The 22936-nt window shown below is 45.9% G+C and carries 20 protein-coding genes and 1 other annotated feature (1 of these 21 running past the window's edge); of the genes, 13 read left to right on the top strand and 7 right to left on the bottom strand.

Features of this window, described 5'->3' with window-relative positions:
* Positions 1–104: 104 nt before the first annotated feature.
* The 7 genes from BM358_RS05955 to BM358_RS05925 all read left to right on the top strand — a co-directional run bounded on the left by BM358_RS05955 (position 105) and on the right by BM358_RS05925 (position 9773).
* Positions 105–1769 (top strand): PucR family transcriptional regulator, encoded by a 1665-nt coding sequence (locus BM358_RS05955; protein ID WP_028543198.1) that lies wholly within the window; start codon positions 105–107, stop codon positions 1767–1769.
* A gap of 101 nt (positions 1770–1870) precedes the next feature.
* A complete protein-coding gene (locus BM358_RS05950; protein ID WP_023987305.1) occupies positions 1871–3394 on the top strand; it encodes a copper amine oxidase N-terminal domain-containing protein in 1524 nt (507 codons plus the stop codon).
* Between the two features lie 189 nt (positions 3395–3583).
* Positions 3584–4879, top strand: coding sequence for a galactokinase (locus tag BM358_RS05945; protein WP_028543197.1), 1296 nt, complete (start codon positions 3584–3586; stop codon positions 4877–4879).
* A 131-nt stretch (positions 4880–5010) separates the two neighbouring features.
* On the top strand, positions 5011–5928 hold the full coding sequence (locus tag BM358_RS05940; protein WP_028543196.1) for a PD-(D/E)XK nuclease family protein: 918 nt from the start codon (positions 5011–5013) through the stop codon (positions 5926–5928).
* 168 nt (positions 5929–6096) lie between these two features.
* Positions 6097–6756, top strand: a complete 660-nt coding sequence (locus BM358_RS05935) for an SGNH/GDSL hydrolase family protein (protein ID WP_028543195.1) — start codon at positions 6097–6099, stop codon at positions 6754–6756.
* Between the two features lie 141 nt (positions 6757–6897).
* Positions 6898–8238 carry a hemolysin family protein gene (locus tag BM358_RS05930; protein ID WP_025723741.1) on the top strand — a complete coding sequence of 447 codons (1341 nt, stop codon included), beginning with the start codon at positions 6898–6900 and terminating at the stop codon, positions 8236–8238.
* 263 nt (positions 8239–8501) lie between these two features.
* Positions 8502–9773 (top strand): methyl-accepting chemotaxis protein, encoded by a 1272-nt coding sequence (locus BM358_RS05925; RefSeq protein ID WP_023987309.1) that lies wholly within the window; start codon positions 8502–8504, stop codon positions 9771–9773.
* 93 nt (positions 9774–9866) lie between these two features.
* Here BM358_RS05925 and BM358_RS05920 read toward each other — a convergent pair whose 3' ends face one another.
* Entirely contained in the window at positions 9867–10079 is a 213-nt protein-coding gene (locus BM358_RS05920) for a hypothetical protein (RefSeq protein WP_013309048.1), read from the bottom strand.
* 140 nt (positions 10080–10219) lie between these two features.
* Here BM358_RS05920 and BM358_RS05915 point away from each other — a divergent pair, with 140 nt between their 5' ends.
* Positions 10220–11002 carry a YwaF family protein gene (locus tag BM358_RS05915; RefSeq protein WP_028543194.1) on the top strand — a complete coding sequence of 261 codons (783 nt, stop codon included), beginning with the start codon at positions 10220–10222 and terminating at the stop codon, positions 11000–11002.
* Between the two features lie 116 nt (positions 11003–11118).
* On the opposite strand, the gene BM358_RS05910 is transcribed toward BM358_RS05915, so the two are convergent.
* Positions 11119–11910 carry an SDR family oxidoreductase gene (locus tag BM358_RS05910; protein ID WP_028543193.1) on the bottom strand — a complete coding sequence of 264 codons (792 nt, stop codon included), beginning with the start codon at positions 11908–11910 and terminating at the stop codon, positions 11119–11121.
* A 259-nt stretch (positions 11911–12169) separates the two neighbouring features.
* Between BM358_RS05910 and BM358_RS05905 the strand changes: the two genes are divergently transcribed.
* On the top strand, positions 12170–13543 hold the full coding sequence (locus BM358_RS05905; RefSeq protein ID WP_049828524.1) for a hypothetical protein: 1374 nt from the start codon (positions 12170–12172) through the stop codon (positions 13541–13543).
* 122 nt (positions 13544–13665) lie between these two features.
* Positions 13666–14337 carry an MgtC/SapB family protein gene (locus BM358_RS05900; protein ID WP_028543191.1) on the top strand — a complete coding sequence of 224 codons (672 nt, stop codon included), beginning with the start codon at positions 13666–13668 and terminating at the stop codon, positions 14335–14337.
* A 225-nt stretch (positions 14338–14562) separates the two neighbouring features.
* Here the strand turns inward: BM358_RS05900 and BM358_RS05895 are convergent, their stop codons facing one another.
* Together BM358_RS05895 and BM358_RS05890 are read right to left on the bottom strand one after the other, a co-directional pair.
* A complete protein-coding gene (locus BM358_RS05895) occupies positions 14563–15240 on the bottom strand; it encodes a peptidylprolyl isomerase (protein WP_023987315.1) in 678 nt (225 codons plus the stop codon).
* Between the two features lie 330 nt (positions 15241–15570).
* Entirely contained in the window at positions 15571–15828 is a 258-nt protein-coding gene (locus BM358_RS05890) for a YqkE family protein (protein ID WP_023987317.1), read from the bottom strand.
* 131 nt (positions 15829–15959) lie between these two features.
* Here BM358_RS05890 and BM358_RS05885 point away from each other — a divergent pair, with 131 nt between their 5' ends.
* Together BM358_RS05885 and BM358_RS05880 are read left to right on the top strand one after the other, a co-directional pair.
* Positions 15960–17192, top strand: a complete 1233-nt coding sequence (locus BM358_RS05885) for an MFS transporter (protein WP_023987318.1) — start codon at positions 15960–15962, stop codon at positions 17190–17192.
* Between the two features lie 150 nt (positions 17193–17342).
* Positions 17343–17522 (top strand): aspartyl-phosphate phosphatase Spo0E family protein, encoded by a 180-nt coding sequence (locus tag BM358_RS05880; protein WP_025723205.1) that lies wholly within the window; start codon positions 17343–17345, stop codon positions 17520–17522.
* 117 nt (positions 17523–17639) lie between these two features.
* On the opposite strand, the gene BM358_RS05875 is transcribed toward BM358_RS05880, so the two are convergent.
* Positions 17640–18542, bottom strand: a complete 903-nt coding sequence (locus BM358_RS05875; RefSeq protein ID WP_028543190.1) for a DMT family transporter — start codon at positions 18540–18542, stop codon at positions 17640–17642.
* Positions 18543–18697: 155 nt separating this feature from the next.
* On the opposite strand from BM358_RS05875, the gene BM358_RS05870 reads away from it, so the two are divergent.
* Positions 18698–19558 (top strand): TrmB family transcriptional regulator, encoded by an 861-nt coding sequence (locus BM358_RS05870; RefSeq protein WP_028543189.1) that lies wholly within the window; start codon positions 18698–18700, stop codon positions 19556–19558.
* Between the two features lie 86 nt (positions 19559–19644).
* Here the strand turns inward: BM358_RS05870 and BM358_RS05865 are convergent, their stop codons facing one another.
* Complete coding sequence (locus BM358_RS05865) at positions 19645–21267, bottom strand: DUF1593 domain-containing protein (protein ID WP_023987322.1); 1623 nt, start codon at positions 21265–21267, stop codon at positions 19645–19647.
* Positions 21268–21503: 236 nt separating this feature from the next.
* Complete coding sequence (locus BM358_RS05860) at positions 21504–22586, bottom strand: bifunctional 3-deoxy-7-phosphoheptulonate synthase/chorismate mutase (RefSeq protein WP_013309063.1); 1083 nt, start codon at positions 22584–22586, stop codon at positions 21504–21506.
* 90 nt (positions 22587–22676) lie between these two features.
* Positions 22677–22936 (bottom strand) — a binding site (T-box leader) (it continues 12 nt past the right edge of the window).

The following is a 22936-nucleotide window of genomic DNA, read 5'->3' as shown; positions in this document are numbered from 1 at the left end:
TGACATCATACATTTTGTCGGATTATCTGACTTAAAGGCTCGACTTTTTGATGAATATATGTCATATAAAATGACATAAAGACATATACATAAGGAGAATGCCGATGAACGGTAAAAAAACATTTACCATTGCGGATGTGCTGGAACGTCCCGTTTTCCGGCGGGCAAAACTGGCGGCGGGGGAACAGGGCGTAAATCGCCGTGTGGGTTGGGTCCATGTACTAGAAATCACAAATGTTTCTCCGTTTGTGAGCCGTCATGACTTGATTTTGACGACCGGCCTGTGGCTCACACGGAAGGGGGAAGAGCGTGCCGAGTATATGGAGCAACTGATCCGCTCGGAAGCTGCGGGATTGTGCGTGGAGCTGGGCACGAGCATTCATGAAATCCCCTCTGAAATTCTGGAGTTGGCGGAACGACATCACTTCCCGGTCATCGTATTTGAGCAGCCAGTGCGTTTTGTTGAAATTACACAAGATATTCATTCCCTACTTATTAACCGACATCATGAACTCCTAAAAGATCTGGAGCGATTTTCACGTCAGCTTCAGCAGGAGACCCTGCGCAGCACTGATATGAACGCCCTCTTGCGTGTGCTTCATGACTATGCAGCCCGGCAGGTCATCTACATGTCTTCCATTGAAACCAATCGATTCGTACCTTCCGTCCAGCCGGATCTAGCGGACCGTATTGCAGATTTTTATGCCAATGAAGTGGAATCTAGTATGACAGCCGATCGGGAGGGGCATCTGCTGTTTCACCTGAATGAATCCACCGCCGTCTTGTTCCAGCCCGTTGTATGCTTCGGTCAGGTGTTTTCCGCAGTAGGTTTGGTGCTGCATAGTGAAATGCCAACGGAAGAAATGTCGCTGTTACTCGATTACACTGCCAAGGCAGCCGCTACATTGGTGCTGAGAACACAGTTTCTTGAAGACCGATTGCTGCGTAATCAAAATGAATTGATTCAGGATGTATTGAGCGGACAGCTTCCCAGTGAAGAACAGGCCCAGACCCGAATGGGCCTGCGATTGTTATCGAAGGGGCAGTATTTATTTTGGGCAGGGGTCATCGAGGTGGAACATCAGGACAAGGATGCCAGTCAGGTACGCAAGGAATCCATCAATCAGGATGTGCTGGTGCTGCTTCGTTCATTGTTGAAAAAAGAAACGTTGCACAATCTGCTGATGATGAAGGGGAGTCAATGCTACATCCTTTGTGCCAAGGAGGAATTAACACTGCGTTCCGCAGCGCAAATGAAAAAAGTGCTTGCCCATACTGTTCAATATATTCAGAATTATGCCGCAGGACAGCTTGATAAGGTGCGCATTCATGCAGGCTTTGGTAAAGTAAGGCATCGCATGACGGGGACGGATCGCAGTTTTGAAGAGGCATATGAGGTCATTGAAGTGGCACGAAGCGTCCCAGTCATGAAGGATCGGTTGTTTTACGACAGCATCGGAATCTATCAGTTGTTGAAGGCGGTGCCCCGCATTCCTTTTCTACAAGAGTTCGTAGAGGACCATTTGGGCGGGCTGATTGCGCATGATCGTGAGCACCATATGCAGCTTCTGGATACACTGGATGCCTATTTTCAATCCCATGGCTCCAAGCGTGATACCGCCGGAATTTTGTACATTCACAGACAGACCCTTTATAATCGGCTGGATAAAATTAATGAAATCATAGAGGGAAATCTGGCAGACCCTGACAAACGTCGTTGCCTAGAGATGGCGCTACTGGCTTACCGAATGCTTCAGGCTGAAAATTGATCCTAAATAACTAGTTCTATTTTCCATTCTACTCATTTACAATGCGTGTTAACACTGAGATAATAGAAGAGATAACGGAAATATCTTGAAAGGGGATTAATATGAATATAAAAAAATGGATCGCCGTCCCTCTTATTCTGTTAATGGTAGCTTTGACAGGTTGCCAGGCAGTAGGTGGATTTGATGTAAGTAAAAATTTATTGGGAACACTTGATGTGAAATCCCAGCAAACAACGGAGAAAATCTCTCTTAAATTGACTCCAAAAGAAGGAATCACGCAAGGAGATAAAGAAATCGTAGATTTGATTAATTCGATTTCCGTCACAGTGGATGAAGCCAAGGTACAATCGGAGGAACTTGCTTCTGCCAAAGGTACATTGCACATCGATAAGTATAATTTGCCGTTTGAACTTGCTTTAGACCGCCAAGGTTTGGCTATTCAACTGGAAGGTGCCAAAAAACCTTATTACATATCTTTGAACTCGCAAGAGAGTTTGAGCGGTCTGCCTGCTGGATTTGATCCATATGTATATTCCAAAGACGTGAGAGAACTGACGAAAACAGCCGCTGCACTTATGCTCAAGCATGCGCCTAACCCTTCTACCATTTCTGCAACGTCTGTAACCGAGGAAGTATACGGTGAAAAAGACAAAGTGAAACTGACCCATCTGCATGCTGAACTTCGTGGTGATGAGCTGGTAACATTGGTAAAACCGTTCCTGGCGAATCTGGCGAAGGACGAAGCAGGCTTGAAAGAGCTGATCGGGCAAGCCATTGATATGACTAAAACGATTGCTTCCGGCATGAATATTGAAGGTAGTGATAAAGTAACAACGGAACTGAGTGCTAACAAAGAAAAAATGGTCAATGAGGCTTATACCGAAGTTAAAAAGTATTTGGATCTGGCCGTTGATCAGTATGATGTAGGCGTTAGCACCATGTATGCACAGTCCCCTGAAATCAAAACGGTTCTGAGTGCTAACACGGTTCTGAAAAGCGACATGTATTTTGATGAAAAAGGAAATGTTCGCAAAGCGGCGACAGACCTGACGGTTGCTTTGCCAGATGTGGACGGTCTTCCAGTGAAGTCCTTCACAATTCTGACCGAAACTCAATCTTGGAACGTCAATGGTAGTGTGACAGCTGATAAAGTGGATATTTCTAACGGTGTTATTGATTTGAATAAACAAGCTGAATTAACTCCGGGAGCGACGCTGCGCAATTTTGAAGCGAATTCTCCGATCTACAACATTTTAAAAAATGATTTGGAAATTACAAAAGTAGAAACCATTTTCGATCCTAAAGACGATTACTACGTCTTGGAGAATCGTGGTGGCACTGCCTTTATTCCATTGCGTGAACTGACGAGCGAACTGAACTCCGAGTTAAAATGGGATGCAGCTGCTAAACAAACTACTGTAATTGATGATATTACAGGTAAGACGATTAAGCTGAAAAGTGGCTCCAAACAGGCTGTATTGGAAGGAAGCACATTGACGCTGCCACAAGCTCCATATACGGATGAATATGGCACATTGTATGTTCCTTTCAAATCAGTTGCCGAGGCGCTTGGCGCCACAGTAACTCGTAACAATGATGGGGAATATGTACTGAAACGCGACTAAAAAAGATATTCAAGGAACCGGCCCAATTAGGGCTGGTTCTTTTTTAGTTAAATTGGTAAAATGCTCAGTAAAGCGATTAAAATAAGCGCTTACAAATTTTAAAAGTGCCATACTTTTATACAGGGAAAATTGAGATAATTATAGTATCATTCCAGCATAGGAAAACACATACAATTAGGGGGATATACGATGAAAGATATGGAACTATTGAATTCCAGAGAGGGACAAATGGTGCTTGCCCGAATGTACGGTCAACAGCAAATCTCTGAGCAAACGACTCGATATGAATCACTTATACAGGCGTATCGGGAGCATTTTGGTGTAGGGGATATTGAACTGTTTAGTGCTCCGGGACGTTGCGAAATTGGTGGAAATCATACAGACCACAATCACGGGAAGGTGCTGGCAGGCAGTATAACACTCGATACCATCGCTGCAGCTTCTAAAGTGGAGGAGTCTGTAATTACATTCTTTTCTGAAGGCTATAAGACGAAGTACGTCATCGATTTAACCGACTTGTCGCCAAAACCGGAGGATGACAGTACGATGCTGCTGGTTCGTGGTATTGCCGCTGGTCTACTTGAATTCGGATACCGTATCGGGGGATTCCAAGCTTATATATCAAGTAATGTATTCTCTGCTTCAGGTTTAAGCTCTTCCGCTTCTTTTGAAATGTTGATATGCACGATATTAAATCATTTTTATAACGAGGGAGCGTTAGATGCAGTTGCTAAATCCAAAATTGGTCAGTATGCGGAAAATAGCTATTGGAACAAGCCGTCGGGGCTGCTTGATCAGATGGCTTGCGCGTATGGCGGCTTGATTTCCATTGACTTTGAAAATCCCAAGGAACCGATCATAAATCCTGTTCATTGGAATTTTGAACAAAACGGATATTCCCTCGTTATTGTAAATACAGGCGGAAATCATGCTGATTTAACGGACGATTACGCGGCGGTGCCCAACGAAATGTTTGCAGTGGCTCAATCTTTAGACGCTTCGGTTTGCCGTGACTTATTGCCAGAGGATCTATATGCCAACCTTAAAATGGTCAGGGAAAAAGCAGGAGACCGTGCAGTACTGCGGGCGTTGCATTTTTTTGAAGAAAATAGGCGTGTGGATGAACAGGTGAAATCACTGGAGGAGGGGCGCTTTACTGATTTCCTGAGGCTCATTACCGAATCTGGTAATTCCTCATGGAAATGGCTCCAAAACGTATATAGAAGTGGGGTTGCGCGGGAACAAGACGTATCGGTTGCACTGGCTTTAACCGAAATGTATTTAAAATCAATAGATAACAGCGCATGCAGGGTACATGGGGGTGGCTTCGCTGGTGTCATCTTGACGATTCTTCCGAATGATCATGTGGATGATTATAAGGAGTGGATCAGCGGAATGCTGGGAACTCCGGTACTTGTTGTCAACGTCCGTGAGGACGGTGCCGTTAATGTTAGTGATTTGATAAATGTTGAACGGACTCATTGAGAGTTTACAAACTAGTCAGTCAGTAGAAGACTTTAACCCATGGGTTAAAGTCTTTGTCCTTTTTATCGCCGATACAGCTTAGGTTTGCGTTATAATAAAGAGATGATAGTTTTAATGAAGGAGGGCCTGTCATGGCTATATACCCGTCCTGGTCCTATTCGCAATCGAGGGCTCAAACGTTCGATGAATGCTTACGCAAATACTATTATCATTATTACGGCTCGCATAATGGCTGGAATTCGGCACAGGGCACTGAAGAGCAAGTTACGTTGTATCGGCTCAAGCAACTGAGCAACTTATATATTTTATTCGGGAATATCACGCATCAAATGTGTGAATCAGTCATACGTGGATGGATGGAAAAAGGGGCTATCCCGCGTACAGCATACCTCGAGACAGCTATGAAGAACATGTTGAATGACAGCTACAAGGAATCGCTACACCGTGAGCTATGGCTACAAGATCCGAAAAATCGCGTCATGCTGGCGGAGGTTTATTACGACGACGAGGTGCTTTCGGAACGAATCGCCCTTATTAAGGAGCGACAGCACGCGGTGATACACAATTTATACCGTACTGCGGTTTGGCATGAACTGCAACAGGGAAAGGCCCGAATTGTAGAAGTGGAGAAGTGGGATACGATGCTCCTTCACGAGACGAAAGTGTATGTCAAAATGGATTTGCTCTACCGTAGAGACAATGGAGACTTGGTCATCGTGGATTGGAAAACAGGCAAGGAAGGCGATTTTTCCGACCAACTTTTTTTGTATGCTTCCTATGTGCAGGAGCACTATCAGCTTCCATTGGAGAAGATCGAGGTACGTGTGGAGTATCTGATGACAGGAGAGCATGAGGTGTATCGTCCCGCGCAAGAGGATATCGACAAAGTGGTTGGTAATGTCGGACGATACATCGAGGAAATGAAGTCCTGTCTCGATGACGATTACTATAATCGCCCCAAGCCTGAATCTTTCTTCACTCCGATGCCTTCACGCAGAGCGTGCGGAGGCTGTAATTTTCGTGAGGTGTGTAAGTACCGAGCGATGTGAAATGACTTGATCGCCTTTGCCACCGGATTCCTACCCTAATTAAAGCTAGTGAATCCGGCCATATGGCAAATCTATAATTCTTCTATGTTTTGAAACCGCTTTATAATTTAGAAGCTGCGAGGTATGATAAGGGTATTATTGGAAAATGCGAAGGAGGAAGTTAGGAAGATGACGAGTACAGAACATGCACGTATTCTTTTTCAGGGAGATTCTATAACAGACGGAGGAAGGGGACGAAATGAGGACGCGAACCATTGGCTGGGTCAGAGCTATGTGTATCTGATCGCAGGTGCGTTGGGGAGCCGTTTGACTACCACGCAGCCAGAGTTTGTGAACCGGGGAATTTCGGGGGATCGAGTTTCGGATTTGTATGCACGTTGGAATGAGGACACGTTTAGCCTGAAGCCGGACCTGCTCAGTATTCTAATCGGAGTGAACGACGCCTGGCGGATCGTGGAGCAGGAGCCGTCCGGGGTGACGGACCGATTTGAACGAGCCTATCGCCACCTTCTGGAAGAAACGCGTGAAGTGATGCCTGATCTGGGACTCGTGCTGTGCGAGCCGTTTATTTTGAAAACGGGAGCTACCGAGGCGCGATGGGACATTTGGCAAGAAAAAATAACGGGATACCAGCGTATTGTACGTCAGCTTGCGGACGAATTTGGGGCCGTATTTGTGCCGCTCCAGAGCATGTTGAACGAAGCCGCTACCCAGGCGGACGCCTCCTATTGGCTGCATGACGGGGTTCATCCGACAGCGGTTGGGCATCAGTTGATAGCTGATCAATGGATAGATATTGTGCAAAAGAGTCCGCTGGCGATTTGCTAACAGGGGCATACATAGTCTACTCCTTGTCATTTTTGGGTAATACACGATTATGGACATCATTACTTATGTTATGGTTCCATCCAAAAATGAATGTCAAAGGGGGTACTTTTTGCTTCGCTATGAACGGAGCAAGAGAGGGCTATGGAAACGATAAATATCATTCTGGTTATATTACTTATCGCATTAACTGCTTTTTTTGTGGCCTCGGAGTATTCCATTATTCGTGTGCGAGTATCTCGCATCAATCAATTGGCCTCTGAAGGCAACAAAAATGCGAAAGCCGTTAAAAACATTCTGTCTCGGCTGGACGAGTATTTATCTGCTTGTCAGCTCGGAACCACATTAACCTCAATGGCGCTAGGCTGGCTAGGGGAATCTACTGTTGAACATCTGCTACATCCCCTGTTTGTGTTGGCTCATATTCCAGCAGGCCTGACGGGAGTGCTCTCCTTTTTGCTGGCTTTTCTAATCTTGACCTATTTCGAGGTGGTCATTGGGGAGCTGGTACCGAAAACATTCGCCATACAGATTGCTGAACCAATGGCATTGTTTTTTGCCCGTCCGATCACGATATTCTATAAAATGACCTATCCCCTGAATTGGGTGCTCAGTCGTTCATCGCGTGTCATTACGGGTCTCTTCGGGCTCAAAAGGGTATCTGAAGAAGATGCGGCACTCAGTGAAGCCGAGCTTCGTTTGGCGTTATCTGAAGGCTTTCGTAGTGGTGAAATTACACCGACAGAATATCGATATCTGAACAATGTATTTGATTTTGACGACCGTGCGGCGCAGGAAATTATGGTACCGCGCATCCACATCCGTTCCATCTCCCACCAGGCAACAGTGGCCGAGTTTATGGAGCTGATCGAGGACAAAGTTTATAATTTTCTACCTGTAGCTGAACATGGCGACCGGGATCGTATTATCGGGATGATTCGCGTCAAGGAAGCCCTGCATGATTTGGCACGTGGGCACAGCACAGGGAATACGACGATGGCTTCTTATATTCACCCGGTGCTTCAGGTTATCGAGACGGTTCAGGCTCGGGATCTGCTGATTCAGATGCAAAAACGACGCATTCCAGTAGCGGTGCTGGTGGACGAATATGGTGGAACATCTGGACTTGTCACACTGGAGGACATTATGGAGGAGATTGTTGGAGACATTCCTTCCTATACCGACACCGAAACCCCCGCAGCGTTAACTCCACTCATTACAAAAACAGATGATCATCGTTACATACTCAAATCACAGGCGCTCATTCATGAGGTCAATCGACGCTTGGAGACGGATATTGAGGCCGGGGACGTATATACAATTGGGGGATGGATGCTTTCAGAGCGTTTTGATATCCAGCAAGGAGAGAAGCTGACCATCGGTTTATGGGAGTTTACCGTACTGGAAAAAAACAGTCACCAAATAGACACAATTGAAGCGATTAAGAAAGCAGTCGTTGAACAGAAAAATGACAATGATTTTTAATAATGGAAAATGACTTTGTCGAGTAACAGCTCGCTTAAGATGTGACGAATGGCCTGTAAAGCTTGTGACAGCGCGATTCGTCCGTTTTAAGATGCAAGCTGCTACCTGGTAACATATTGTTTTTTGTGATTAGGATAGGGGACTTAAGACTCTGTATCTTTATGCTCATGAATATATCTGTCTATGAAAAATACTACTAGAAATGTAGCAATTTTATGGTAAAATGGAATCAAATTTGAGTTTTTTGGGGTGGGCTACAGTACATGAAGATGTCACTAGGTACGAAAATGGTTACTGCATTTGTCTCAATTTCTGCAATAACCTATGGAACAAGCGCTTTTTTTATTTTTGTACTCAAGGACTGGCTTGCTCAAGGTACACAAGAATGGGTGTACACTTCGATCATTCTGTTATTGGGTGTTCTGTGGAGTGGCATTTTGGGCTGGTTGATCTCAAAATTACTCACACGGCCAATTGTTAGGTTGGCAAAGGCGGCAGAGGAAGCCTCGGCGGGGAACCTGTCTGTTGTGATTCCTGAACGTCGTTCGGAGGATGAAATTAAAGTTCTGTATGATGCATTTCGGCATATGATGCTGAACATTAAAGATATGTTCAATGAGATCTCGTACAGCACCAGAACAACTTCGCAAAGTGCGGAAAATCTGAGCTTGGCTATTGTGCAGGCTACCACACAAATTGAGTCCATGTCTTCGGTGGTAGAAGATATTTTGAATGGCGTGGAGCAGCAAAAGCAAGCATCTGCCCAATCTATTAAAACAGCAGACCGAATGCTGGGCGATTTTAAAATGATGCGTAGCAAATCGGGGCATATGCTGGAACTGTCAGGCCATATGGAGCATTCAGTAGATTCGACGCAGACCGTATTTTCATCCCTGATGGATGGAATGGGAGAGCTGACAGCATCACATGGTCGTTCGCAGCAGGTAATTGCCCGACTGGAAAAAGAAGCTTCCCAAATTGAAGCGATTACAAGCACCGTGAAGGATATTGCGGAACAGACCCATTTGCTGGCGTTAAATGCTTCCATAGAAGCGGCGCGTGCGGGAGAAGAAGGGAACGGGTTTGCTGTAGTGGCTCACCAAATTCGCGCACTTGCTGCCCAAAGTACGGAGTCTGTGCAGCAAATAAATGCCATCGTTAGCCGTGTCCAGTCACAAATCGTAGAGACAGTGCAGTTGATGCATCAGCAGACGTCATTGGTCAGTGCTGAGGCGGAACGGACAAGCTCTGTGGATCAGACGCTGAACCGTTTGAACGCTATTGTACGTGAATTTGTCGAGAGCATCCGTTTAATGGAAGAAGCCGTGACGGAGCAGACGAACCGGGTAGATCAAACCTTTGAGCAGATCCATCGTATTCAGCAAATGTCAGGGGCCTTCTCTGAAGGAGCTCACAAAATTTATACAGCTGCTCATGAGGAGACAGCAATTATGCAGGAAATTTCGTCTTCTTCCGAGGATTTGAAAGTGCTTACGAATAAACTCATGATGAAAACACGGGGAATGCAACTATAACAGAAACCGTCATGTGAGGCATGATATATACAAACAAAATATAGCCGCTACACACCGGAAAACGAAGCAAAATGGTTCCCCGGTGTGTAGTGGCTATTTTTTAATTTCAAAAAACTCACATTGTTTTCTGGGGTGGTAAGCCAGATCACTGACGCTGGATTGCACGACGATGGTTTGATCGTCGAAACGGATTATGATTCCGCCAGAGCCAATCAATTGGTCATCCTGAAATACTCGGACACGAAGATGACGTTCCAGTGCCTCATTGAAATCCTGATCTGTAATTAATCGGCGATTAATGGCCATGAGGGTTCTCCTTTAAATATAATATCTTTTATCATAAAGGTAAGGTATTGAACAAGCAAGAAACACGGCTAGAACATAATCGGCTATTGGGTATAAAATAGAATGCAACGAAGAGAGAAAGAGATCAAAGGGGGCTAGCTATGGATAGGTCGTGGTCAGGGCCTTGGTTTGATGCCAATGCGCCAGAAGGGTTCGAGGCTTTTACTCCGTCACATGGGTTGGCTATATTGGGACTCATTGTATGCGCTTTGATGCTGTGGCTGACTCGGGGATGGATTCGATCGAACAAGCCTGTAAGCGAGGGAATTCGCTGGTTGTTAATTACATTCCTCATTCTGTCAGAGGTGACTCTGAATATTTGGTATGTGATGCAGCATATTTGGGATGTCCAGACCTCATTGCCATTAGAACTGTGCAGTGTGACACTGCTGCTGTCTATCCTGATGCTTATTTTTCGAAGCCGCTGGTTATATCCGATCATCCTTTTTGCCGGAATTGGAGGGGCGCTCCAAGCCGTACTGACGCCTAATTTGGCATACGCATTTCCGCATTATCGTTTTATCCATTTTTTCGTAGCTCATAGTGCTATTATTTTGGCAGCCTTGTATATGACCTGGATAGAAGAACTCCGACCGACGTGGAAGAGTGTGGGAGGAGTGATGCTTTTTCTGAATGGCTTGGCGCTGATGGTGTGGATCGTAGACGATGCTCTCGGTGCTAACTACATGTTTCTAGCTGGAAAGCCGTCGACACCGTCGATATTGGATGTTTTGGGGCCATATCCTCTGTACATTCTGGCAGAAGAAGCCATTGCACTGCTGTTCTTTTCGCTTCTGATGCTGTTGTTCGAGGTGCTTCCAGGAGGCAGGCTGTATGTCCGCTTTCGCAAAGGAGCTCTGCATGGTGCTGACAGGTCGATATAAAGCCGTTGTAAAGCGATATAAAAGCAGCCTATTCCACAAGTATATGACCAGGGATAAGGCTGCTAAGAATGCCTAAACAGTAGTACACATGGGTATAACGTTCCCCATTCTAATACTTAACGCAGTAGTGATTCTGCTCCGTCTACATAAATTTCCGTACCCGATACATGAGATGACTCGTCTGAGGCGAGAAACAGGACCAGATTGGCAACCTGCTCTGGCTCACCAGGGACATCCTCTAGCGGATGCTCTCCGCCCTTCGGAAATTCGACTGGAATTTGTACCTGCTTCAAGTCTTCCGAAGGGTACGTGTTATCGTCAATTTCCGTGTCGATAGCTCCCGGGCATATCGCGTTGACCCGAATTTTGTAACGTGCCAGCTCCAGCGCTGCCATTTTCATAAAAGCAACCTGAGCTGCCTTGGTGGAGGCGTAGGCTGAGAATCCAATACCTGAAAAGGTTCGATTACCGTTGATGGAGCTGGTAATGATAATGCTGCCGCCGCGTTCTTTCAGGTAAGGGACGGCATATTTAACGGTAGCAAAGGTGCCGCGAAGATTGATGTTCATCGTGCGGTCCCATTCCTCCAGTTCCAGTGTCTCAATAGGGGCCATGGTGCCGTTAATGCCTGCGTTGGCGAATACTATGTCCAGCTTTCCGTACGTTTCCACGACTTTAGCGAACCCCTGCTGAATCATGTCCGGCTTGGAAATATCACATTCCAGTACAAGTGCCTCGCCGCCAGCCTGCTCAATGATTGCTTTGGTCTCCTCTGCATGCTTGGGTGTCCGATCCAGCATGACCACCTTGGCGCCTTGTTCTGCAAAACGGATCGCGGTCGCCTTGCCGATCCCTGAACCTCCACCACTGACCACTGCTATCTTCCCTTGCAATCTCTGCTCTGCCATTGACTATTCCTCCCATTCCGTTCATAAACTAAACCTGACTCGTTATTCCATACCTCTGTACGTTGATGGTGAAACAGTCACAGCTGGATTTCATCCCATTTGCGAAATATGGTAACATAGGCGAACCAGCAGGAACTTATAGCAAAATCATATAGCAGGAACAAGTATGGAGAAGACCGAGTGACGGAGGTGGATCGAATTGAGCTATAACGCAAATGACCGACCCGAATCGACAGACGCTATAGCACTGACCGGAAAAATGAAACCGTGGGCACTGAACGGCCCCAGTATTCAAATCGATCCGTTGTTTCCCTATTACGCCAACCGTTCGCGGGACAGTATAGCAGATGAGATCGCCCTTGCGGGCTACCAGACCGTTCATTATTTTGTCGTGCGTGAAAATGAAGTGGATGGAGCGCTTGTTGCTGCTTTTCAACGCAGAGGCATAGCGGTGTGGGCGATGGTGCTAGGCAACGGTTCTTTTGGCGTGTCCCAGCTGCCGCCAGAGTGGAAAGAATGGCGCATGGAGCTGCTGCGCGAACCAAACGACGGATTTCAGCGGCTTTCGCATTTTGCTCAGGAGTATGTGGAATGGAAAAAGAAAGCCGCTGCCCGGCTCGTCACCGACATTCCGTTCGACGGGTTCGAGGTGGCGGAGCCTTATTTCCCCGAATGGAACGGGCTGCGCAGTGGAGTGTACGGGGATGTTGGGCCGCATGCACAGCGTGCCTTTCGCGAGCGCAGTGGTGAGAACATTCCGGATTTCCGCGACAAGCATGCGCGGAATTATTACCGGAAGGTTCCGAAGCTGTACGCGCAGTGGGTTGATCTGCGTGTGGACGCCGTGAACGGCCTGATCAGCGAGCTGGTGAACGGCGCGGGCGGTGTGCGTGATGTCCGGCCGGACATCTGCGTGGCGACATGGTCGCTTGCTGTGAGCGGACGCGGCGATGTCCCAGGCCAGCTGCGGGAATGGCAGGGGCTGGACGCGGTAGCTATGATCGGGTGCGTCGCCCCGGATATGCACGTACTCCAGACCCATTGGCCGGACTGGATGCGCCGCCGTCTACCGCCACAGTATACCCGGGGCTATGCTCGCATCGCGCAGTCGATACGGGCCGCTTATCCGGGCCTGCCCCTCGGGGTGCAGGCGGATATTGGCTCCCTCGCGCGTATGGTACGTGACCGCGAGTGGACGCAGCGGTTTGGGGCTACCGCCCTTGAGGGCGGCTACGACGCCTGGACCGCCTATGAATACCATTTGGGTGGTTACATGTACGATGAGCCGCCCAAACCGCTTAAGGCGGAACGTTCAGCCGAAGATGAGGTAGTTATTTCTTTCAGCAAGCGGATTGCCACACCGTCTGTAGATGAGCTGCGTATTTGGAGCCGGGAGGACAGAGCAGGTACAACACGCGAGGTGAGCCGCCACCTAAGAAACGATTCACTAACGTTGCTGGAGCTTGTGGATGCCGTAGCAGACGGAAACCGTCTATTGCTGCGTATACACAATTTACCAGCAGAGGCGTTCAGCTTGCGCCTTGATGGTGTACAGGATACACCGGAGCTGTGGTTGCTCAAGGGGAGGAAGCTACATCGCAATCTGCCAGAGGATGAAGTGAGGGTTCCTTAAAATTTGGGTAATAACAAAATAACAGCTGTATAAACGGCTCATTTGCCATAGCATTTTAGAATTGTATATTTTTGAGGAGCAGCATCTTTTCAAAACATAAACGATAGTGGAGTGAAAAAAGTATGTGGGATTGGGATTACCTGATTCGGGTCATGTTTGCCGGACTATGCGGCGCCTTAATTGGCTATGAGCGCAAAAGTCGCATGAAAGAAGCGGGCATTTGCACCCATTTCATTGTCGGTATTGGCGCAGCGCTCATGATGGTGGTATCCAAATATGGTTTTCAGGATCAAACCGTCTGGTCGAACCTGTCGCTGGACCCTTCCAGAATAGCAGCACAGGTTATAAGTGGAGTCGGCTTTATCGGCGCAGGGATGATTTTTACACAAAAAAATAGAATTAAAGGACTGACCACTGCCGCAGGCATCTGGACTACCGCCGGAATCGGTATTGCCGTAGGTGCAGGGATGTATGGGCTTGGTGCAGGTGTAACGCTGTTTATTTTAGCGGCTCAGTCCTTGCTCCATAGTCGTTTTTATCAGATGGCTACCCCGTCTACGCGACAAGTAGTTGTTCAGGTCGACAATGAGCCGGGCGTACTGAATCGGATCAAAGAACTGCTGGAGCACAAGAAGCTGACGATTCACAGCTTTCACGCCGAGCGCATCAATAACGGTGAGCAGTTGGTTATTCATATGCTTGTAAAGCTGTCCCGGTCAGAGGGAGTGGAGGAACTGCTGTCACTGCTGCAAGAGATGGAAGGTATTCGTTCAGTCGAGACTAAGTCCAATTAGACGAATTTACTGCTTATTTAGTAGCTTTTTGTCGAACGCTGACAGACCCATTTAACAGTAAAAAACTTTAAAAATAATGATTGAAAACGCTTCCTTTTGTGTATATACTCTTACTACATCACAGAGACAGCAGCTTAGAAAGCATCAGGGGATAAGCAAAAACGACCTCATGCGTATGCACAAGGTCGTTGCTGTTATCCCGTTTTGAAAGACTGATTTGATGTCTTACTTTACTTTGACTGGAGCTGGATATTTTTTACCCAGCGTATCCACAGTGACTTTTTTCATCGTAGCCGGTTTGATCGGTTTGTCATTGCTATCTCGTTTGGAATTGACGATAGCATCGACCACATCCAACCCGGACGTTACTTTACCGAAAGCGGCATATTGACCGTCGAGGTAGTCCGCATCGGCAACCATGATGAAAAATTGCGATCCGGCCGAATCCAGATCCGCTGAGCGGGCCATGGATAATACGCCACGTGTATGTTTGAGTGTATTGTTAACACCATTGCTCTTGAATTCGCCTTTGATACTGTAGCCGGGGCCACCTGTACCGTTACCTTGCGGATCACCACCCTGAATCATAAAGCCTGGGATGACACGGTGGAAAATGGTACCGTTATAGGCTCCCTTTTGCACCAAAGAAATGAAGTTGTTAACCGTGTTCGGTGCTACTTCCGGATACAGCTCAAGCTTAATTTTCTTGCCATCATTCATGACAATCGTGACAATCGGATGGGAAACAGCCTTGCTTTTGTCTTTAGTCGCAGCAGGAGTTGTAGTGCTTGTCCGGCTGGCAGCTTCCACATCGGCCGCTTTTGTGCCGCATCCAGCAACCAGCACGAGCATGATGGCCAGCAGGCACAGCGTGTACCATGGGCGTATCGTTTTTCGGTTCATTGATATTCCTCCTGAAAGGTTGGATGGTGTAACATCCTAAATTATAGTTTGGGGGCAGCGCAGAACACTTTTCCATTTTCTATCATACCTTTTTTGCTGGGGATAAGGAAATACGGGTTTGAAAGCCGTATTCTTGACCCATACTGCTGCTATTCCCAAGGAAAGGGGCAGGATCATGATGGAGGTAGACAAAAAGCTGGCGAAAGGTCTCATATGGGGTATGGCGTTCAGTCTGCCGGTTTGGGTAGGGGTGCTGTACTCAGTACAACATATTCGTGACTGGCTATAACATAAAGCGTAAAGATAGGCCAAAACCGTTGTGGTTTTGGCTTATTTATATTTGTGCCAGTCCAAATTGCTGTTATTCAGTAGATGCTCGAAGTTGTTATCCAGCTTCTTCTGTTCAGCTTTTTTTGCTTCGACGGCACGCTGCCGTTCGTCTTCTTTACGCTTGTCCTGTTCTGCTTGGGCTTCATTGGCTTGAGCCTTAAGCTTATTCAGCACATCCTGACTCAACAGATCTTTTAACGTAGCAGGTTTGTCCTGAGCCGCAGGAGCAGGGGAAGACGAATTTCTCTTCTTAGCCATGTCATCATCTCCATTCCATTCGATTATATCAGCTTCTGCACGGTTGTTCCACGATTGAAGGATGAGCTGGGCGGTAGACTTTTCTAATTTAGAGGGTAATAATGGAATGAGCAGAAGGGACGTGTGGCATCATGCATCTATATTGGAAGCGAAACCTGGTCATTTTGTGGATTGGAGTATTGTTTTGCAGCATGGCCTATTCCGTGTCTATTCCGTTTTTACCTATTTTTCTGAATACGGAAATGGGCGTAAATGATCATCTGGAACTGTGGTCGGGGATTGCCTTTGGAGTCACTTTTTTAGCCAGCGCGCTGATTGCCCCATTTTGGGGTTCGCTTGCAGATAAGTATGGACGTAAGCCGATGTTGATTCGTTCAGGCTTTAGCCTGGCGGTGTTGTACCTGATATGTGCTTTTGTGACAGATCCGTATGTGTTCGTAGGAGTACGGTTGTTTCAAGGCCTTCTATCCGGGTTTATTCCTGCTGCGATTGCGCTGGTCGGAACGGGCTCGCCTGAGGAGAAAACCGGCTATGCACTCGGTATTATGGCGACCGCTGGGGCGACAGGCAGCATTATAGGTCCGCTGATTGGCGGTGTAGTGAGCCATTATTATGGCAATCGAAATGCCTTTTTTTTCTCTGCAGCTCTTGTGCTGGTATCTGCGTTAATCGCGACTTTTGGCGCTAGAGAGGACAGCTTCAAGGGAACCAGTACCCGCTCGCATGTTCGTGATGATATCAAGGAGGCTATTGCTAATCGGCCTTTGTGCTTTTTGCTTATTCTGGCGGGATTAAGTACCTTTTCCGTCATGATATTGGAACCGTTAATTACGGTATATGTGCTTGAAATGGGAGTTGACCGTAGCCGGGCGTCTTTAAGTTCCGGGATTGTATTCTCAGCCGTTGGTATTGCGGCGGTGCTCATGGCTCCCCGATGGGGACGGATTGGAGGCCGGACCGGATTTGCACACGTGCTGCTGATTGGACTGATCGGTTCGGGAATCGGGAACATCTTACAATTTTTTGTAACCAACTTTGTTGGTTTTGGTGCGCTTCGGTTTGGATATGGATTGTTTTATGCGTCCGTCATGCCGGCTATCAACGCAATGACTGTGGAGGTCACCAAGCCGGAGTTTCGCGGACGAGCCTTTAGCTTGAGCCAATCAGCTACTCAACTCGCGACCATGGCGGGGCCGTTGATTGGCGGTATGCTTGGCAGCTGGATGCCAATCCGCTGGATCTTTGTGTTAAACGGTGGCATACTGCTGCTTGCAGCGTTGTTGCTATGGGCGAAGGGAAAAAACGTGTTCCCGGTTTCAGCCAGGAAGAACGTGACGGATCAGGATATTCATTCTGCCGGATAAGCGAATCACACAGGATTGTCTAAGAGGACAACCTTAGAGCTCATAGAGCAGGTCTTTTTTTGTGCTATTAGATAATTATCCCAAACCTTTACTTTTAGTATACTTATTCATAACCCTCTACACTGATAATATGACAAGGAGGGATATATTATGATAAGAGACGACATTTTGCGTCAACAGCTTGAGAAAGCTCGTCAAAAGCTGTATATTTTGCAAGCAAAACATGGCTTTAATCATGCCAGTGTGCTCAGACAGTCTGTAATTATGGATAACCTCATCAATCAATATAACCACCTTTTTTATATAAAAGAAAAAAAGCCGACTGCATAAATGCAACCGACTGGGCGAGAAACTTTTGGTGAGGTCACTCGCCCTTGTACTGTAGCGCTAATACCTATAACAACGATGCTTATCTTAACTTTTATAACTAGTGTGCAATCTATCATTTTAGGTACGGTTCGTTTGATGAGCACTCAGTAGGACACCTATAATGACGACCAAACCACCAATGATTTGGCGCCATGTAATCGTTTCTTGCAAAAGTAACACAGAAAATAAGACTCCAAATATCGGAACCAAATTCATCAGAGAAACGGAACTGCTCGGTGACAGCTTGATTAATCCGTAATTGTAAAGCAAAAATGCGATAACGGAGCAGAATACGCCCAAATATACTAACAACATAAACGATCCTGTTGTCGGAGCCTGCCAACTATCCTTTTCTAATAGAGCCAACGGTATAAAAAAGATACTCCCTGCAACAGTTTGATAAAAAGATAACGTCACAGGCGGATATTTGTCCACTACCTTGCGCGTCATGAAAGTGTAAAACGCCCACGCAAAACCCGTTCCAATCAATATTAAATTTCCGATTAGTTGATTCTTATTAGCCGAACTTTCGCCAACTGAAGTCAAGAAATATACCCCGATCATGGCCAGTGCTATGCCGCAAATTTTATATTTGGATATTTTCACTTTATACAAAATAAGTTCAAGCAGCGATGTAATTGCGGGATATGATGCAACAATTAATGCTGCGTTGGAAGCGGTAGTCAAGCTAACCCCTATATTCTCCATTGAAAAATAGAGAGTGATTCCCAAAACACCACTAAACGAAATCGTAGCCAAATCTTTTGGCTTTACTTTGATATGTTCTTTTTTAATCAGCAAAACGATACCTAGCACAACGGAAGCTATAATAAATCTGGATAGACCCAAGGTAAGAGGGGGGAACGTCGTGTAGGCTGCTTTAGTGGCAATAAACGATGTACTCCAGATCAATAGGGCCAGAATCGTAGAACCGTAGTAAATCCGGCTGCTTTCGCTGTGATGAGCTATGACTTTGTTCAAGTTAAATCCTCCCTGAGGTAATCCCCTGTGAAATGATGATAGTAGCTACTAAAGTGACTACTATAAAAACGTTACTAAAAAGATAGTGTGTATATCAGTTTTTGTCAAGGGGAAGTGATATAGTAAGGATGAACACGAATTGAGGAGAAGACGTCATGAAACCAAAACCAAATATATTAGAAATTCTACGGGATTTGAATTTTAGTGAATATGAAGCTAAGGCTTATGTGACCTTATTGGAAAGCTCTCCACTTTCGGGATACGCCGTTTCATTGAATTCCGGGGTACCGAGATCCAAAATTTACGAGGTTTTGTCTGGAATGGTCAGCCGTGGGGATATCATGGTCAGTCAAGAAAATACGCCTCTGTATGTGCCGCTCCCGCCACATGAATTGATTGCCCAGAGAAAACGCAAAGCAGAGCAGATTTTCAATGTGGCGCAAGAGAGTTTGGAGCAGTACACAGCATCATTTCAAAATAGAGAGAATATTTGGAATATTTCGGGGTATGAAGCCATTATCAATCGCATAAATGAAGGGGTAAAGGGAGCAAAACACCGAATTTTATTGGAAATTTGGAAAGAGGATGCCGAGGTGTTCCGAGATGCCTTAGAGCAAGTCGCTCAACAAGGAATTGAAGTGATCATTGTAGCGTATGGGGAGCTTAATTTTGATTTCGCTACTGTTTACCGCCATGATATGAGTGAGGAGATTACGTCTGAAATTGGTGGTCGGTGGATTGTACTTAGCGTAGACGACAGGGAGGTCGTAGCTGGCATACTTTCACTTGGAGATGACAGCCGCGCTGCATGGACGTTGCATCCGGGTCTGGTGATGCCGATTACAGAAGTGATTATTCATGATATTTATATCATGGAAATCCTATATGAGTTCCGTGAACAATTAGAGGCGAAATTCGGCCCTAATCTAATTCATCTTCGCAATAAATTTGCTATGGGTCCGAATGGCAAAGGATATTATGTTCCTTTGACTGAAAAAAGCATTAAACGTGTATAGAGATTGTCTGAGTTCCGATGTGCAAAAATAAACAGGCCCATGGAGTGTTATTCCATGAGCCTAATTTTATTGGGTGTTGTGTTCAATTATTTTACGGTTACAATCACACGTTGATAATGCTTTAAAGGATGTTTTCCATTGTCCTGTACTTCTGCAATGATATGAAGCGTATTCCCTGACTTAGCATCTGCAGGAACTGTGAAACTAACTGCATTCGTATCACTACCTTGCAAGTCAATCGTGTTTACTTTCTCGCCTTTAGCTACTTCTCGATGAAGCCCAAGCTGCATTTCCCCCAGCAATTCAGGTTTAACTTGTGCTGGTTTTACTTTAGAATCCTCATACGTGTCTGCTTCAAAATATCTCCACCATTTATAGGTCAATTGATTACCGTCGGGATCTGAACCTTCTGCATGCAGGGTTATTTTCTCCCCTGGACTAGCGGTTAGGTCTAATCCTTCTTTAATGGTCAACGTTGGATTGTGGTTGGCATCTTTGTAGTCGGATGCAATAGCCCAATCTGCACGAGCAGCAAAGTCATTTTGAATATCATCAAACCAACGCATCAGAGAATACTCTGCTTCGAATTTTTTCGTATGCACATCATAATCTAACACGGTATTTCTAAATAATTTATCGTTAACGACACCGAAACGACCTCCCCAGCCACCATAGGTTGGGTTTTCCATACTCCGCAATCCGTTATCAATTAAATAGAAGAAGGATGGAGAATCACCTTCAGAAATAAAGTCATACTTGTCGTATTGTGGATTTTTCTTTAAGTAGGCTTCACTGCCTCTTTGTTCTTCATCCAACTCGCCTTTGATGATATTGCCATCGCCCATCAAGGCATACATATTGAGCAACTTGCCATGACCATCTTTAATATTTTTGAAGTTCCATTCCCCGTGCAACTTGCTGTTTACTTCTTCTGTGTGCATTTTCCAAGCATAAGCGAAATGCCAGAAGTTAGATTGATCATTGATAATTCTGATATCAGGCCAATTTTTAGCGATGTAATTATTGTAGCTATCGTCCTGGTCCAGAATGATGTACAGTACGAGTTTATCACTTACTTTTTTTTGAATCGTTTCCCATTGATCTGTATTTTTATATTCGTCTTCAATGGACTTTAAAGCTCTGGCCGTGGTATTGGTTCCACCCCAAGTTTGTACGTACAAATCTCTTTTGTCATCGTCCAGGAAAAGTGTTTTAAGGAAATTGGAGCCTTCCGTTTCTTTGTCCATTTCACCTTTATTTGAAATGTTACCTATTTTGGTAACGCTCTTGATATATTCAGGCTTTGGATATCCCTCGGCATGTTTGATTAAGTTGGGATAAATCTCTCCGTAGGCATCAATCATGTCCGTTACCCATTGTGTTCCGGTCCATCTAAATGGCTTGATGCCAGCCTTTTCATCACCTGCATAATGATATACGGAGCTAGTCAGTACAATCCCCGACAAATCCATTTCATTGGAGTAAAGAAGAAAGCGAATGACAGAGTTCATATCATCTACTTCTCCATCGGTAGTGATTACCGTTCTGGCCTTGGTTGCTTTATTTTCTACTTTATTTTCCGTTTGTTTTTCTGTTGGAGCAGCGCTTTCATCCTTCACAACGGCGGGAGCCTTACTACTACAGCCACTGATGATCAAAATACAAATCATGGCTAATAAAAAAATGCTTAACCCTTTTCTTTCTCTCATTTCTGTTCCCCTCTCTGAACGTTCCTATGATGTTTTTTTAGGATTATAACCATGTAGGTATTCTTTTTATTCAAGAATTAGGCATAAAAAAAACCTAAACATATATATGTCTCAACAAAAGTCGAGCATACATACATTTAGGTTTTGCCTGCATGATCAGTCACAATCCTGATTCAATTTTACATCATTGTCCGAGAAAATGAAAGCGGTTTATGAATCCCGGCATAAAATTAGTTTTACGCTTTGAATAAACCGGATTCTTTGACTTCAGACAGGAAGTTGTGGAACTCAGGAATGTTCAGCTGTTGCTGAGCATCGGACAAAGCGACTGCTGGGTTTGGATGGACTTCCACCATGATACCGTCGGCTCCAGCAGCCAAGGCAGCTTTGGCGCAAGGAGCCAGGATGTCCTTACGTCCTGTGGAGTGAGTCACGTCCACCAATACAGGCAGATGGCTTTCCTTTTTCAAAATCGGAACAGCGGAAATATCCAGCGTGTTACGCGTCCATTTTTCGTACGTACGGATACCGCGTTCAATCAGCATGACTTGCGTGTTACCACGGGAAACAATGTATTCAGCAGCATGAAGGAACTCTTCCATTGTGGCAGCCAGTCCGCGTTTGAGCAGAACCGGAGTTCTGGTTTCACCCGCAGCTTTGAGCAATTCAAAGTTGTGCATGTTGCGCGCGCCAATTTGGATAATATCGATGTATTGGATGGCTTCCTCCAAATGTCTTGGATCGACGATTTCACTGATTGTAGCCAGCCCGAACTCGTCGCCTACACGTTTGAGAATTTGCAATCCTTCTACGCCCAGCCCTTGGAAATCATACGGGGACGTACGTGGTTTGAACGCACCACCACGCAGAATCGGCACACCGGCTTCCTTGAGAGCCGCACCTACTTCGCGAGTTTGCTGGTAGCTTTCGACCGAGCAGGGACCTGCAACCATGATGGAGGCTTTGCCGCCCACCAGCGTATCTTTAACCTTGATAACTGTGCTATCCGGTTGATTTTTGCGGCTAACGATCAGATGTTTTTTGTGTTCTTCTTTTTGATAGTTCAAAGAAGCCTTGAAAATATTTTTGAACAGCTGGCGAATCGTAGCATCGTCAAAAGGCCCACGGTTAGCCGCGATCAGTTTGTCCAACATTTGTTGCTCACGTACCGGATCAAAGTCAGGTACCCCTTGAGCTTCCTTCAATTTTCCAAGTTGTCCCGCCAGTTCAGCGCGTTGGGACAGCAACTCCAGCAATTGCAAATTTGTAGCATCGAGCTGTTCACGCAGCAGCTCCAAAGAATTTTCATTTGTAGACATACAGTACTACATCCTTCCCGAATTTAAATTTGTTTTTTCTGTCAGCCCATAGACTTTTCTTGCAGAAAATAACACAAAAAGGCACTCGTCGCAAGGGACGAATGCCGTGGTACCACCCTAATTACAGAAGTATACATACGAATCGTCAACGTCGTTCAGTCGACGGCAGTAACTTCTGAGCTTGATGCCCGTAACGGGGGCTTCCGGAAACCTCTACTGCGGACAAAGGAATGAATCCTTCTGTCGGTTCAAGGCTCGACTCGGGAGTGAATTTCAACGCGGGATTGCGGTACGCTCTCAGCAATTCGTACCTTTCTGTGGGAATCCGTTAGACGTTTACTTGTCTCCGT

This window comes from Paenibacillus sp. cl130, from assembly GCF_900116035.1.
In the GTDB taxonomy this organism is placed as follows: Bacteria; Bacillota; Bacilli; order Paenibacillales; family Paenibacillaceae; genus Paenibacillus; species Paenibacillus polymyxa_B.
Note: the sequence above shows the minus strand (reverse complement) of the source record. Positions and strands in the feature narration are given on the sequence as shown.

Coding starts and splice junctions, on each gene's coding strand:
- BM358_RS05955 (WP_028543198.1), top strand. CDS start 105: ATGAACGGTAAAAAAACATTTACCATTGCGGATGTGCTGGAACGTCCC.
- BM358_RS05950 (WP_023987305.1), top strand. CDS start 1,871: ATGAATATAAAAAAATGGATCGCCGTCCCTCTTATTCTGTTAATGGTA.
- BM358_RS05945 (WP_028543197.1), top strand. CDS start 3,584: ATGAAAGATATGGAACTATTGAATTCCAGAGAGGGACAAATGGTGCTT.
- BM358_RS05940 (WP_028543196.1), top strand. CDS start 5,011: ATGGCTATATACCCGTCCTGGTCCTATTCGCAATCGAGGGCTCAAACG.
- BM358_RS05935 (WP_028543195.1), top strand. CDS start 6,097: ATGACGAGTACAGAACATGCACGTATTCTTTTTCAGGGAGATTCTATA.
- BM358_RS05930 (WP_025723741.1), top strand. CDS start 6,898: ATGGAAACGATAAATATCATTCTGGTTATATTACTTATCGCATTAACT.
- BM358_RS05925 (WP_023987309.1), top strand. CDS start 8,502: ATGAAGATGTCACTAGGTACGAAAATGGTTACTGCATTTGTCTCAATT.
- BM358_RS05920 (WP_013309048.1), bottom strand. CDS start 10,079: ATGGCCATTAATCGCCGATTAATTACAGATCAGGATTTCAATGAGGCA.
- BM358_RS05915 (WP_028543194.1), top strand. CDS start 10,220: ATGGATAGGTCGTGGTCAGGGCCTTGGTTTGATGCCAATGCGCCAGAA.
- BM358_RS05910 (WP_028543193.1), bottom strand. CDS start 11,910: ATGGCAGAGCAGAGATTGCAAGGGAAGATAGCAGTGGTCAGTGGTGGA.
- BM358_RS05905 (WP_049828524.1), top strand. CDS start 12,170: ATGAAACCGTGGGCACTGAACGGCCCCAGTATTCAAATCGATCCGTTG.
- BM358_RS05900 (WP_028543191.1), top strand. CDS start 13,666: ATGTGGGATTGGGATTACCTGATTCGGGTCATGTTTGCCGGACTATGC.
- BM358_RS05895 (WP_023987315.1), bottom strand. CDS start 15,240: ATGAACCGAAAAACGATACGCCCATGGTACACGCTGTGCCTGCTGGCC.
- BM358_RS05890 (WP_023987317.1), bottom strand. CDS start 15,828: ATGGCTAAGAAGAGAAATTCGTCTTCCCCTGCTCCTGCGGCTCAGGAC.
- BM358_RS05885 (WP_023987318.1), top strand. CDS start 15,960: ATGCATCTATATTGGAAGCGAAACCTGGTCATTTTGTGGATTGGAGTA.
- BM358_RS05880 (WP_025723205.1), top strand. CDS start 17,343: ATGATAAGAGACGACATTTTGCGTCAACAGCTTGAGAAAGCTCGTCAA.
- BM358_RS05870 (WP_028543189.1), top strand. CDS start 18,698: ATGAAACCAAAACCAAATATATTAGAAATTCTACGGGATTTGAATTTT.
- BM358_RS05865 (WP_023987322.1), bottom strand. CDS start 21,267: ATGAGAGAAAGAAAAGGGTTAAGCATTTTTTTATTAGCCATGATTTGT.
- BM358_RS05860 (WP_013309063.1), bottom strand. CDS start 22,586: ATGTCTACAAATGAAAATTCTTTGGAGCTGCTGCGTGAACAGCTCGAT.